Origin of the sequence: Pseudomonas campi (assembly GCF_013200955.2) — a bacterium.
Classification (GTDB): Bacteria; Pseudomonadota; Gammaproteobacteria; order Pseudomonadales; family Pseudomonadaceae; genus Aquipseudomonas; species Aquipseudomonas campi.
The window spans coordinates 195,857-207,969 of record NZ_CP053697.2 but is presented as its reverse complement, the minus strand read 5'-3'; the positions used below and the strand labels follow the sequence as shown (position 1 = coordinate 207,969).

Here is a 12,113-nt window from a genome sequence, read left to right as displayed (position 1 = left end):
ATGCTGCTGCGCTTTACCAAGATGCACGGCCTCGGCAACGACTTCATGGTCCTCGACCTGATCAGCCAGCACGCGCATATCCAGCCCAAGCATGCCAAGGCCTGGGGTGATCGCCACACCGGCGTCGGCTTCGACCAGCTGCTGCTGGTCGAGGCGCCGAGCAACCCGGACGTCGACTTCCGCTACCGCATCTTCAATGCCGATGGCTCGGAAGTGGAGCAGTGCGGCAATGGCGCGCGCTGCTTCGCCCGCTTCGTCATCGACAAGCGCCTGACCATGAAGAAGCAGATCCGCGTCGAGACCAAGGGCGGCATCATCGAGCTGAACCTGCGTCCGGATGGCCAGATCACCGTCGACATGGGCCCGCCGCGCCTCGACCCCAAGGTCATCCCGTTCCAGGCCGAGGCCGAAGCGCTGAACTATTCGGTCGAGGTCGACGGGCAAAACGTCGAACTGGCTGCCGTGTCCATGGGCAATCCGCATGCGGTGCTGCGCGTCGCCGACCTCGACAACGCCCCGGTGCATAGTCTTGGGCCGAAGCTGGAGCATCACCCGCGCTTCCCGCAGCGGGTCAATGTCGGCTTCCTGCAGGTGGTCGATCGCCAGCATGCGCGCCTGCGCGTGTGGGAGCGCGGCGCCGGCGAGACCCAGGCCTGCGGCACCGGCGCCTGCGCCGCGGCCGTGGCGGCGATTCGCCAGGGCTGGATGGATTCACCACTGCAGCTGGATTTGCCCGGCGGCAAGCTGTGCATCGAGTGGGCAGGCCCGGGCCAGCCGGTTATGATGACCGGACCCGCCGTTCGCGTGTACGAAGGACAAGTCCGTCTATGAGTGACAGCCAGGATCAGCCCGTTCCGCTCGACGCGGAGGCAGTCGCCGCCTACCTGCGGCAGCACCCGGAATTCTTTATCGACCACGACGAGCTGATTCCCGAGCTGCGCATTCCGCACCAGCGCGGCGACACCGTATCGCTGGTCGAGCGCCAGGTGAAACTGCTGCGCGAGCGCAACATCGAGATGCGCCATCGCCTGTCGCAGCTGATGGATGTGGCCCGCGACAACGACCGCCTGTTCGACAAGACCCGCCGCCTGATCCTCGCCCTGCTCGACTCAAGCAGCCTGGAAGAAGTGATCAGCGCCACCGAGGACAGCCTGCGCCACGAGTTCCAGGTGCCCTTCGTCAGCCTCATCCTGTTCAGCGAAACGCCACTGGGCGTCGGCCGCGCAGTAACCAGTGCCGAGGCGCACCAGGCCATCGGCAGCCTGCTGTCGGGCGGCAAGACCACCTGCGGCGTGCTGCGCCCCAACGAACTGGAATTTCTCTTCGGTGCCGATGAGTTCGCCCAGGTCGGCTCGGCCGCCGTGGTCAGCCTCAGCCACCAGGGCCTGCATGGCGTGCTGGCCATCGGCAGCCCGGACCCGCAGCACTACAAGAGCAGCCTCGGCACCCTGTTCCTCGGCTACGTCGCCGAAGTCCTCGCCCGCGTGCTACCGCGCTTCGCCGCGCCGCTGCGTTCGGTACGCTGATCCCGTAAGAGCGAGCTCTGCTGGCGAAGCTTTTGCGGATCGCTTCGCGAGCAGAGCTCGCTCCTACCCGCATCCCCGCGCCTGGAGCCATCCATGCAGGATCACCTCGACGCCTACCTCGAACACCTGCGCCGCGAGCGCCAGGTGTCGCCGCATACACTCGACGGTTATCGGCGTGACCTGCTGAAAGTCCTCGCGCTCTGCGAGAAGAACGCCATCGCCCACTGGAGCGACCTCGACGGCCGCAGCCTGCGCAGCGTAGTTGCCCGCCTGCACGCCCAGGGCCAGTCCAGCCGCTCGCTGGCACGCCTGCTTTCGGCCGTGCGCGGCCTTTATCAGTACCTGAACCGCGAAGGCCTGTGCCGGCATGATCCGGCTACGGGCCTGAGTCCGCCCAAGGGCGAGCGGCGCCTGCCACGCACCCTGGATGCCGACCGCACCGTGCAACTGCTGGACGGCGCGGTGGAAGACGACTTCATCGCCCGTCGCGACCAGGCCATGCTCGAACTCTTCTACTCCTCGGGTCTGCGCCTGTCCGAGCTGGTCGGCCTCGACCTGAGCGGCCTGGACCTGTCAGGCGGCCTGGTCCGCGTGGTCGGCAAGGGCAACAAGACGCGCGAGCTGCCGGTCGGCAGCAAGGCCCGCGAAGCGCTGCAGGCCTGGCTGGAGCTGCGCCTGCTGAGCAACCCGGCCGATGGCGCCGTGTTCGTCAGCCAACAGGGCCGCCGCCTCGGCGCCCGCGCCGTGCAGTTGCGCGTGCGCCAGGCCGGGGTGCGCGAGCTGGGGCAGAATCTGCATCCGCATATGCTCAGACACTCCTTTGCTAGCCATATGCTGGAGTCATCCCAGGACCTGCGCGCGGTGCAGGAGCTACTCGGGCATGCCGATATCAGCACCACGCAGATCTACACCCACCTGGATTTCCAGCACCTGGCGACGGTCTATGACCAGGCCCATCCACGGGCCAAGCGCAGTAGCGCCAGCCCTGCACAGGACGCGCCCCTCGCGCCGGCAAACGCTAATCGCAGCACAGGAAACGACGAATGAGCCTGCGCCTGATCACCTTCGACCTCGATGACACCCTGTGGGATGTGGCGCCGGTGATGCACGGTGCCGAGGCCAGTCTGCGTGACTGGCTGGCCGTGCAGGCGCCACGCCTGGGCCCGGTGCCGATCGAACATCTGTGGGCGATCCGCAGCCGTCTGCTGGGCGCCGAACCGATGCTCAAGCACCGTCTCAGCGAGCTGCGCCGACGCATCCTGTGGCATGCCCTGATCGATGCGGGTTACGCCGAGGCCGAGTCACGCGAGCTGGCCGAGCAGGGCTTCCAGGTGTTTCTCGCCGCCCGCCACCGGGTCGAACTGTTCCCCGAAGTGCATCCGACCCTGGAGCGCCTGGCCCTGCGCTTCAGCCTCGGGGTGATCACCAACGGCAATGCCGACGTGCGCCGCCTGGGCCTGGCCGACTACTTCCAGTTCGCCCTGTGCGCCGAGGAACTGGGCGTCGGCAAACCCGACCCCCATCCGTTCCAGACCGCCCTGCAGCGCGCCGGAGTGGCGGCCGCGCAGGCCGTGCATATCGGCGACCACCCCAGCGACGATATCGCCGGGGCGCGCGCCGCCGGCATGCGCGCGATCTGGTTCAACCCGCAGGGCAAGACCTGGCAAGGCGATGAGCTGCCGGATGCACAGATCGCCAGCCTGGCCGAGCTGCCGGCGCTGCTCGAACGCTGGTAGTGGCGCAGATGCGCAGAGCAGCGCTCGCGACTGACTCCGCCGCCAGGCAGACATGAAAAAGCCCGCCGATTGGCGGGCTTTTTCATCACGCTAGCGACCTCAGATGGGGCGGCTACCGTACTTGCTGTCTGGCTTCTTGGGCGGATCGGCCACGACGTTGGCCTCGACTTCCTGCACCTTGCCGCCGCGCGAGAGGAACTCTTCCATGGCCTTGGCCAGGGCGTCACGCTCCTTCTGCTTGGCTTCTACGCTCGGCAGTTCTTCGACATCCACCGCCGCCTTGGCTTTCTTGCCAGGCTTGACACTGGGGGCGTCGGAGCCGCTGTCTTCGCTATCGTCCGCGACATCGTCGTCGGCCGCTTCCAGCTCCTCGCTTTCGTCCTCGTCGCCAGCTTCGAGTTCGTCTTGTTCCAGTTCTTCGTCGCTCATGTGCTACCTCATGCCTTGCGCAAAGCAGGTTAGTTATAGACCAGCCGCGTGCATTGCAAACGCCGCCAGAAAAAATTCATGGGCCGTTACCCGTGACTCATGCGAGTTCACCCTGGAGCGTCGCCAGCACACGCCGAGCGCCGCCCCGATCCCGGTGTTCGCCGAGGTAAATCCCTTGCCAGGTACCCAGCGCCAGCTGCCCCGAGGTTATCGGCAGGCTTAGCTGACAGCCCAGCAGACTGGACTTGAAATGTGCCGGCAGATCATCCGGCCCTTCGTAGTCGTGCTCATAACCCTCTGCGCCCTGGGGCACAAGACGATTGAAGAAGCGCTCGAAGTCACGTCGCACCGCCCCATCGGCATTCTCGTTGACGGTCAGCGAGGCCGAGGTGTGCTGCAGCCACAGGTGTAGCAGGCCGACCCGATAAGCGCGCAACTCCGGCAAGGCAGCGACAAGCTCATCCGTCACCAGATGGAAACCGCGCGCCCTGGCACCCAGGGTGATCACTCGTTGCAGCCACATCGCCGGCGTACCTGCAGATCCCGTTGCGGGCGCATTTTAGGGCCTGTCCGCGCGTATTTCACCTAGGCGCAGCAGAACAAATGCAGTTAATTGCAACTTTTAGGGTCTGTTCCCGATCCTGGACAGCAAGCCAGAAAAGACAAAGGGCGCCGCAGCGCCCCTTGCAACCCAACGCGTGCGCTTACTTGCGGGTGAACTCCGGGTAGGCCTCCATGCCGCACTCGACAATGTCGACGCCTTCGTATTCATCTTCCTCGCTGACGCGCAGACCCATGACCAGCTTGATCAGGCCCCAGGCCAGCAGACTGGCGACGAACACCCAGGCGAAGATGCAGGCCACACCCAGCAACTGCGCGGCGAAACTGGCAGCGCTGTTGGTCAGCGGTACGGCCAGTACACCCCAGATGCCACTGACACCGTGCACCGAGATGGCACCGACCGGGTCATCGATACGCAGCTTGTCCAGCAGCAGGATGCTGAACACCACCAGCACACCGCCAACCGCACCGATCAGCGCCGCCTGCACACCGGTCGGGGTGGACGGCTCGGCGGTGATGGCCACCAGGCCGGCCAGGGCACCGTTGAGGATCATGGTCAGATCGGCCTTGCCGAACAGGATGCGCGCCACCACCAGTGCTGCCAGCAGGCCGCCAGCCGCGGCCAGGTTGGTGTTGACGAATACCGAGGCCACCGCGTTGGCATCGCTGATGGTGCTCATCTTCAACTGCGAGCCGCCGTTGAAGCCGAACCAGCCGAACCACAGGATGAAGGTGCCAAGGGTCGCCAGCGGCAGGTTGGCGCCGGGGATCGCGTTGATCTGGCCGTTGCTGCCGTACTTGCCCTTGCGCGCGCCAAGCAGGATCACCCCGGCCAGGGCCGCGGTGGCACCCGCCAGGTGGACGATGCCGGAGCCGGCGAAATCTTTGAAACCGGCTTCCTTGAGGAAACCGCCGCCCCAGGTCCAGTAGCCTTCCACCGGGTAGATCACGCCGCACATGACCACGGCAAAAGCCAGGAAGGCCCACAGCTTCATGCGTTCGGCCACCGCACCGGAGACGATCGACATGGCGGTGGCGACGAATACCACCTGGAAGAAGAAGTCGGCGCGCTTGGCGTAGTAGGGGGCGCCCTCGCCACCGGCGGCGACGGTTTCAACCGCATGTTCAGCGCCGATCAGGAAACCGAAATTGGGCAGCACGCCACCGGCGTCACCGCTGTACATCAGGTAGTAGCCGAACAGCAGGTACATCACGCACGCCAGGGCGTAGAGCACGATGTTCTTGGTGAGGATTTCCGTGGTGTTCTTCGCCCGTACCAGGCCGGATTCGAGCATGGCGAAACCTGCCGCCATCCACATCACCAATGCACCACAGATCAGGAAATAGAAGGTGTCCAGCGCATACTGCAGGGGAATCAGTGCCGTGCTTTCCATCGAGTACTCCGTTGTACCGTTACACCTCGCGCCGCCGTTGGCGCGGACAAAAAAACGCCCGGCGAACCGGGCGTTTTGCACATCAGCAGGGCTTACAGGTTGTAGCCGCGCTCGTTGTGCTCGGAGAGGTCGAGACCGACGGTCTCGGCTTCTTCGCTGACGCGCAGGCCCATCACCATGTCCAGCACTTTCAGGATCACGAAGGTGACCACGGCGGTGTAGATAACGGTGAAGGCAACACCTTTGAACTGGATGAACAGTTGTGCGCCGATGTCTTCAACGGTACCGAAGCCACCCAGGGCCGGTGCCGCGAACACGCCGGTCAGCAGGGCGCCGACGATGCCGCCGATGCCGTGTACACCGAAGGCGTCCAGGGAGTCGTCGTAGCCCAGCTTGCGCTTCAGGCTGGTGGCGCAGAAGAAGCAGATCACGCCAGCGGACAGACCGATCACGATGGCACCCATCGGGCCAGCGGTACCGGCAGCCGGGGTGATGGCAACCAGACCGGCAACCACACCGGAAGCGATGCCCAGGGCACTCGGCTTACCGTGGGTAATCCACTCGGCGCCCATCCAGCCCAGGGCTGCAGCGGCGGTAGCGATCTGGGTTACCAGCATGGCCATACCGGCAGTGCCGTTGGCAGCGATGGCAGAGCCGGCGTTGAAGCCGAACCAGCCTACCCACAGCATCGCTGCGCCGACCAGGGTGTAGCCCAGGTTGTGCGGAGCCATGGCGGTGGTCGGGAAGCCTTTGCGCTTGCCCAGCACGATGCAGGCAACCAGGCCAGCGATACCGGCGTTGATGTGCACCACGGTGCCACCAGCGAAGTCCAGTACGCCCCAGTCCCACATCAGGCCGCCGTTGCCGGACCAGACCATGTGTGCGATCGGTGCATAGACCAGGGTGAACCACACCGCCATGAAGATCAGCATCGCGGAGAACTTCATGCGCTCAGCGAAGGCACCGACGATCAGGGCCGGGGTGATGATGGCGAAGGTCATCTGGAAGGTGATGAACACGCTTTCCGGGAAGGCGCCAATCAGGCTGCTCGGGGTCAGACCACTGAGGAAAGCCTTGGACAAGCCGCCGACGAAGGAGTTGAAGTTAACAACACCCTGCTCCATGCCGGTGGTATCGAACGCGATGCTGTAGCCGTAGACGACCCACAGGATGCTGATCAGGCCGGTGATGGCAAAGCACTGCATCATTACCGAGAGGATGTTCTTCGAGCGGACCATGCCACCGTAGAACAGCGCCAGGCCGGGGATGGTCATGAGCAGCACCAGAATGGTGGCAGTCAGCATCCAGGCGGTGTCGCCGGAGTTGAGGACAACCTCGTCAGCCATGGCCAGGCCAGGGGTAACGAGGGACAAGAGGGCTCCTAGCCCTGCGATCTTACGCAGAGTCATATTGTTTTCTCCTGGGGCGTGTGAGGTTCTGAGGCTTAAACTGCGTCGGTGCCGGTTTCGCCGGTACGGATGCGGATGGCCTGTTCCAGATTGACGACGAAAATCTTGCCGTCACCGATCTTGCCGGTGTTGGCAGCCTTGGTGATCGCCTCGATAACCCGATCCAGCTGGTCGTCGGCGATGGCCACGTCGATCTTCACCTTGGGCAGAAAATCCACCACGTATTCCGCGCCACGGTACAGCTCGGTGTGGCCCTTCTGCCGACCGAAGCCTTTGACTTCGGTGACGGTGATGCCCTGCACGCCGATCTCCGACAGCGACTCGCGCACGTCGTCCAGCTTGAACGGCTTGATGATGGCAGTGACTAGCTTCATTAAACTCTCTCCCGTATTTGGTGGACTTGCCCCAGGAAGAACAAACCCGGCTCAAGTCTAAGCGCAGTGTCTGGCTTTTGAAACGCACCGTAGGCCATGACTGCGACCTTTCCAGTGCCAACCAACCGCATGCAGTGAAGCATTCCCCCGCCTCACTCCGTGCACCGGTACTGCATCGGTGCACACGTCACAGGTCACTAAGCAGAAAGCTTGCCAGCTCTGACAAAAGCCCTGTTTTCATGGAGTTAGGCCAATAAACCGGGTTTAACGGGTTTTCCACCCGCAAGTCATTGCACGCAAACAGTGCACAGCAAACGGCAGCCGTGGTCAAAAACCGTGCAGTCATGCCCTGCGCCGTAGCGCCAAGGGCTGCGTGCTACACTGGCGCCCGTCTGACACCGGAACCCCCATCATGCTGCCGCCCAAAGCCCTGCTCGACGCCCTGACCAGCCACGCTTCTCGCCTGTTCAACGGCGATACGCCGCTGCCACGTAGCGAATTCGAGGCGCAATTCAAGGTGCTGCTGCAGAGTGCGTTCAGCAAACTGGACCTGGTCAGCCGTGACGAATTCGACAGCCAGATGGTTGTCCTGGCGCGCACCCGCGCCCGCCTGGAAGCCCTGGAGGCCAAGGTGGCCGCCATGGAAGCGCAGCCAAACCCGCCCGCCGACTGATCGACGATCAGCGGCCGGCGACCTGATCAAGGAGTGATCATGTCCCTGGCCATAGTCCACAGCCGTGCCCAGGTCGGCGTCGAAGCGCCGGCCGTTACCGTCGAGGCCCATCTGGCCAACGGCCTGCCGAGCATGGCCCTGGTCGGCCTGCCAGAAACGGCGGTAAAGGAAAGCAAGGATCGCGTGCGCAGCGCCATCCTCAATTCCGGCTTCGAATTCCCCACCCGACGCATCACCCTCAACCTAGCACCTGCCGATCTGCCAAAAGATGGCGGACGTTTCGACCTGGCCATCGCCCTCGGCGTGCTGGCTGCCAGCGGCCAGGTGCCTGCCGCCAGCCTGGACAACCTCGAATGCCTCGGCGAACTGGCGCTGTCCGGCGCCGTGCGCCCGGTTCAGGGCGTGCTGCCCGCCGCCTTGGCTGCGCGCGCAGCCGGACGCACCTTAGTGGTGCCAAGTGCCAATGCCGAGGAAGCCTGCCTGGCCTCAGGCCTCAGCGTGTTGGCCATCGAGCACCTGCTGCAGCTCGCCGCCCACCTCAATGGCCACACCCCGCTGGCGCCTTACCAGGCCAGTGGCCTGCTGCGCACCTGCACGCCCTACCCGGACCTGGCCGAAGTGCAAGGCCAGCTGGCAGCCAAACGCGCCCTGCTGATCGCCGCCAGTGGCGGCCATAACCTGCTGTTTACCGGACCACCCGGCACCGGCAAGACCCTGCTGGCCAGCCGTCTGCCCGGCCTGTTGCCGCCACTCGATGAAGAAGAAGCCCTGCAGGTCGCCGCCATCCACTCGGTGGCCAGCCAGGCGCCGCTGACCAGCTGGCCGCAACGGCCATTTCGCCAGCCCCATCACAGCGCCTCCGGCCCGGCCCTAGTCGGTGGCGGCAGTCGCCCACAACCGGGGGAGATCACCCTGGCCCATCAGGGCGTCTTATTCTTGGACGAACTTCCGGAGTTCGATCGAAAAGTTTTGGAAGTCTTGCGCGAGCCACTGGAGAGCGGGCAGATCGTGATTGCCCGGGCGCGTGACAAGGTGCGTTTTCCCGCCCGTTTCCAGCTGGTGGCAGCGATGAACCCCTGCCCTTGCGGCTACCTGGGCGACCCCAGCGGGCGCTGTCGCTGCAGCACGGAACAGATTCAGCGCTACCGCGGCAAACTGTCCGGGCCGCTGCTCGATCGCATCGACCTGCACCTGACCGTGGCGCGGGAAAGCACCGCGCTGCACGCCGACCCCGAGAGCGGGCAGAACAGCGCCAGCGTCGCCGCCGAGGTGGCTAACGCGCGCCAGCGGCAGATGCGGCGCCAGGGCTGCGCCAATGCCTTTCTCGATCTGCCGGGTTTGCGCCAGCACTGCCCGCTGCAGGCCGACGACCAGCGCTGGCTGGAGAGCGCCTGCGAGCGCCTCAATCTGTCGCTACGCGCCGCCCACCGTCTGCTCAAGGTGGCGCGCACCCTGGCCGATCTGCAAGAGCTGGAACACATCAGCCGCGCGCACCTGGCCGAAGCCCTGCAGTACCGCCCGGCCGCCGGCTAAGCCGATCTGATCCGCGCCACATCCGGCAACTGCATCGCCGCCACCTCGGCGACCAGGAAATCACGCAACCGGCGCAGACGCTCTTCACCTCGGTGGCCACGCGGCCACACCAGGTAGTAGCTGCAGCCGCTGGGCACCGCGCTGGGCCAGGGCAAGCCGAGGCGACCCTGGGCGACATCCTCGGCGATCATCACCAGGTCGCCGATCGACACGCCATAGCCGCGGGCGGCGGCGACCATGCCCAGCTCCAGGGTGTCGAATACCTGGCCGCCCTTGAGCGGCACCTGCTCGGCCAGGCCCATGGCCTGCAGCCACTGGCGCCAATCGCGGCGGTCCGGGGTCGGGTGCAGCAGCTCGCTGGCCTGCAGGCGCGCCAGGTCCCAGGGCTGCTCGGTCAGCGCATCCACCGCGCACACCGGGATCAGCCACTCGGCGAACAGCTCGACCGCCTCCCACTCCTCGGGGAAGGCCGCGCCGCTGTTGAGCAGCACCGCGCAGTCGAACGGCTCGTGGTGGAAGTCGACCTTGTCCACGTCCATCCAGGCGCTGGTCAGCTGCACTTCGATATCGGCATTGAGCAGGCGAAAGCGCGACAGCCGCGCCAGCAGCCAGCGCATGGTCAGGGTCGAGGGCGCCTTCAGGCGCAGGGTGGCGTCATCCGCACGCAGGGCGGTACAGGCCCGTTCCAGCGCGTCGAAACCATCGCGCACGCCGGGCAGCAGGGTGCGCCCGGTTTCGCTGAGTTGCAGGTTGCGGCCCTTGCGCTCGAACAGACGACAGGCGAAGTGTTCTTCCAGGGTGCGGATATGCCGGCTCACCGCGCTCTGGGTGATCGCCAGCTCCTCGGCCGCGCGGGTGAAGGAGGCATGCCGCGCCGCTGCCTCGAAGGCGCGCAGGGCATAGAGCGGCGGCAGACGCCGGCTCATCGAGCAAATCCATGAGTTTTAATCATGCAAAGCATCTGCTTTTTCATTTTGTGCCAACTCGCTTGGCTCAGGAGAATGGCGACATTCTCTGCCGTCCTGGATTTCCTCGGCAAGCCATCTACCTGAGTCAGAATCATGTCATCCGCCGCTCGCCTGGAACTGCTTGCCCTCGTCCGCCTGGCCGGCCCGCTGATCGCCGCGCAGCTGGCGCATGTGCTGATGGTGTTCACCGATACCCTGATGATGGGCTGGCTCGGCCCGGCCGAACTGGCCGCCGGCGGCCTCGGCGCGGCCAGCTACTCGTTCGTTTCGATTTTCTGCGTCGGCGTGCTGGCCGCGGTCGGCAACCTGGTCGCCATCCGCCACGGCGCCGAAGACAACCCCGGCGTCACCCGCCTGACCCAGACCGGTTTATGGCTGGCCTGGGGCCTGGCACTGGGCGCCGGCCTGCTGCTGTGGAACCTAGGCCCGCTACTGCAACGCTTCGGTCAGGAGCCGCACAACATCGCCGGCGCCCAGCAGTTTCTCTCCACCCTGGTGTTCGCCCTGCCCGGTTACCTCAGCTTCATGGCTTTACGCGGCTTCACCGCCGCCATCGGTCGGCCGGGTCCGGTCATGGCCATCAGCATCGGCGGTGCCGTGGCCAACTTCGCCCTCAACTATGCGCTGATCCACGGCTGGTTCGGCCTGCCGCCGCTGGGCCTGGCCGGCATCGGCCTGGTCACCGCGCTGGTCAGCAGCGCCATGGCCCTGCTGCTGGCCTGGCACCTCACCGGGCATGCGGTCTACGCCGCCTACCCACTGCGCCGCGGTCTGCTCAAGCCGTGCCTGGCGGAGTTCAAGGAACTGCTGCGCCTGGGCCTGCCAATCGGCGGCACCTACGCGGTGGAGTCTGGCCTGTTCGCCTTCGCCGCCCTGAGCATGGGTGCCATCGGCAGCCAGGCGCTGGCCGCGCACCAGGTGGCAATCATGTCGGTGTACGTGGCGTTCATGGTGCCGGTGGGGATTTCCTACGCCACCACCTTCCGCATCGGCCAGCACTTCGGCGCCGGCCGCCTGATTGATGCCCGCCGCGCCGGACGCCTGGGCATCGCCCTGGGCGCCTGCTGCATGCTCGGCTTCGCCCTGCTGTTCTGGCTGGCGCCACAGTGGGTGGTGGGGCTGTTCCTCGACCTCGACAATCCGGACTTCGCCGAGATCATCGCCCTGGCCGTCAGCCTGCTGGCGGTGGCGGCCTGGTTCGAGCTGTTCGACGGTATCCAGACCATCGCCATGGGCGCCATCCGCGGCCTCAAGGACGGCAAGACCACTTTCTGGGTCGGCCTCGGCTGCTACTGGCTGATCGGCGCGCCGCTGGCCTGGGCGCTGGCCTTCCCCCTGGGCTGGGGCGCCGCAGGCGTGTGGTGGGGTCTAGCGGGCGGCCTGGCTTGCGCAGCCATCGGCCTGACCCTGGGTTTCGAGTGGAAGACTGCGCGCCTGTTGCGGCCACAACCGGCCATCGCAGAGAGCTGCCTGTCGTAGCCCGGATGCAATCCGGGGACAAGAGCGGCCT

Annotated in this window: 13 protein-coding genes; 7 read left to right on the top strand and 6 right to left on the bottom strand. The window is 65.6% G+C overall.

Annotated elements, in window-relative coordinates; all coding sequences use genetic code 11:
- The 4 genes from dapF to HNE05_RS00920 all read left to right on the top strand — a co-directional run bounded on the left by dapF (position 1) and on the right by HNE05_RS00920 (position 3,262).
- A complete protein-coding gene (gene dapF, locus HNE05_RS00935) occupies positions 1-831 on the top strand; it encodes a diaminopimelate epimerase (RefSeq protein ID WP_173211170.1) in 831 nt (276 codons plus the stop codon).
- Complete coding sequence (locus HNE05_RS00930) at positions 828-1,526, top strand: DUF484 family protein (protein WP_173211168.1); 699 nt, start codon at positions 828-830, stop codon at positions 1,524-1,526. The genes dapF and HNE05_RS00930 overlap by 4 nt, the downstream gene beginning before the upstream one ends.
- Positions 1,527-1,619: 93 nt before the next feature.
- Entirely contained in the window at positions 1,620-2,573 is a 954-nt protein-coding gene (gene xerC / locus HNE05_RS00925) for a tyrosine recombinase XerC (protein ID WP_173211166.1), read from the top strand.
- Complete coding sequence (locus HNE05_RS00920; protein WP_173211164.1) at positions 2,570-3,262, top strand: HAD family hydrolase; 693 nt, start codon at positions 2,570-2,572, stop codon at positions 3,260-3,262. Before xerC ends, HNE05_RS00920 begins: the two co-directional genes overlap by 4 nt.
- Before the next feature lie 99 nt (positions 3,263-3,361).
- Here the strand turns inward: HNE05_RS00920 and sutA are convergent, their stop codons facing one another.
- From sutA to glnK, 5 genes are all read right to left on the bottom strand, one after another.
- Positions 3,362-3,691, bottom strand: a complete 330-nt coding sequence (sutA, locus tag HNE05_RS00915) for a transcriptional regulator SutA (protein WP_173211161.1) — start codon at positions 3,689-3,691, stop codon at positions 3,362-3,364.
- Between the two features lie 97 nt (positions 3,692-3,788).
- A complete protein-coding gene (locus tag HNE05_RS00910; RefSeq protein ID WP_173211159.1) occupies positions 3,789-4,214 on the bottom strand; it encodes a secondary thiamine-phosphate synthase enzyme YjbQ in 426 nt (141 codons plus the stop codon).
- Positions 4,215-4,395: 181 nt separating this feature from the next.
- On the bottom strand, positions 4,396-5,646 hold the full coding sequence (locus tag HNE05_RS00905; RefSeq protein WP_173211157.1) for an ammonium transporter: 1,251 nt from the start codon (positions 5,644-5,646) through the stop codon (positions 4,396-4,398).
- Between the two features lie 92 nt (positions 5,647-5,738).
- Positions 5,739-7,055: an ammonium transporter gene (locus HNE05_RS00900; protein ID WP_173211155.1), complete on the bottom strand. Its 1,317-nt coding sequence runs from the start codon at positions 7,053-7,055 to the stop codon at positions 5,739-5,741.
- A gap of 35 nt (positions 7,056-7,090) precedes the next feature.
- Positions 7,091-7,429: a P-II family nitrogen regulator gene (gene glnK, locus HNE05_RS00895; protein ID WP_021700071.1), complete on the bottom strand. Its 339-nt coding sequence runs from the start codon at positions 7,427-7,429 to the stop codon at positions 7,091-7,093.
- A 412-nt stretch (positions 7,430-7,841) separates the two neighbouring features.
- Here glnK and HNE05_RS00890 point away from each other — a divergent pair, with 412 nt between their 5' ends.
- Together HNE05_RS00890 and HNE05_RS00885 are read left to right on the top strand one after the other, a co-directional pair.
- Positions 7,842-8,102 carry an accessory factor UbiK family protein gene (locus HNE05_RS00890; protein WP_173211153.1) on the top strand — a complete coding sequence of 87 codons (261 nt, stop codon included), beginning with the start codon at positions 7,842-7,844 and terminating at the stop codon, positions 8,100-8,102.
- Between the two features lie 39 nt (positions 8,103-8,141).
- Entirely contained in the window at positions 8,142-9,635 is a 1,494-nt protein-coding gene (locus HNE05_RS00885) for a YifB family Mg chelatase-like AAA ATPase (RefSeq protein ID WP_173211150.1), read from the top strand.
- Here HNE05_RS00885 and HNE05_RS00880 read toward each other — a convergent pair.
- Positions 9,632-10,561, bottom strand: a complete 930-nt coding sequence (locus tag HNE05_RS00880) for a LysR substrate-binding domain-containing protein (protein ID WP_173211148.1) — start codon at positions 10,559-10,561, stop codon at positions 9,632-9,634. The two genes, HNE05_RS00885 and HNE05_RS00880, sit on opposite strands and share 4 nt — an antisense overlap.
- Positions 10,562-10,696: 135 nt before the next feature.
- Here HNE05_RS00880 and HNE05_RS00875 point away from each other — a divergent pair, with 135 nt between their 5' ends.
- Positions 10,697-12,082, top strand: a complete 1,386-nt coding sequence (locus tag HNE05_RS00875; protein WP_173211146.1) for a NorM family multidrug efflux MATE transporter — start codon at positions 10,697-10,699, stop codon at positions 12,080-12,082.
- Positions 12,083-12,113: the final 31 nt, after the last annotated feature.

Excerpts from the sequence above, each read along its gene's own strand:
- dapF (WP_173211170.1), top strand. The coding sequence starts at position 1 with ATGCTGCTGCGCTTTACCAAGATGCACGGCCTCGGCAACGACTTCATG.
- HNE05_RS00930 (WP_173211168.1), top strand. The coding sequence starts at position 828 with ATGAGTGACAGCCAGGATCAGCCCGTTCCGCTCGACGCGGAGGCAGTC.
- xerC (WP_173211166.1), top strand. The coding sequence starts at position 1,620 with ATGCAGGATCACCTCGACGCCTACCTCGAACACCTGCGCCGCGAGCGC.
- HNE05_RS00920 (WP_173211164.1), top strand. The coding sequence starts at position 2,570 with ATGAGCCTGCGCCTGATCACCTTCGACCTCGATGACACCCTGTGGGAT.
- sutA (WP_173211161.1), bottom strand. The coding sequence starts at position 3,691 with ATGAGCGACGAAGAACTGGAACAAGACGAACTCGAAGCTGGCGACGAG.
- HNE05_RS00910 (WP_173211159.1), bottom strand. The coding sequence starts at position 4,214 with ATGTGGCTGCAACGAGTGATCACCCTGGGTGCCAGGGCGCGCGGTTTC.
- HNE05_RS00905 (WP_173211157.1), bottom strand. The coding sequence starts at position 5,646 with ATGGAAAGCACGGCACTGATTCCCCTGCAGTATGCGCTGGACACCTTC.
- HNE05_RS00900 (WP_173211155.1), bottom strand. The coding sequence starts at position 7,055 with ATGACTCTGCGTAAGATCGCAGGGCTAGGAGCCCTCTTGTCCCTCGTT.
- glnK (WP_021700071.1), bottom strand. The coding sequence starts at position 7,429 with ATGAAGCTAGTCACTGCCATCATCAAGCCGTTCAAGCTGGACGACGTG.
- HNE05_RS00890 (WP_173211153.1), top strand. The coding sequence starts at position 7,842 with ATGCTGCCGCCCAAAGCCCTGCTCGACGCCCTGACCAGCCACGCTTCT.
- HNE05_RS00885 (WP_173211150.1), top strand. The coding sequence starts at position 8,142 with ATGTCCCTGGCCATAGTCCACAGCCGTGCCCAGGTCGGCGTCGAAGCG.
- HNE05_RS00880 (WP_173211148.1), bottom strand. The coding sequence starts at position 10,561 with ATGAGCCGGCGTCTGCCGCCGCTCTATGCCCTGCGCGCCTTCGAGGCA.
- HNE05_RS00875 (WP_173211146.1), top strand. The coding sequence starts at position 10,697 with ATGTCATCCGCCGCTCGCCTGGAACTGCTTGCCCTCGTCCGCCTGGCC.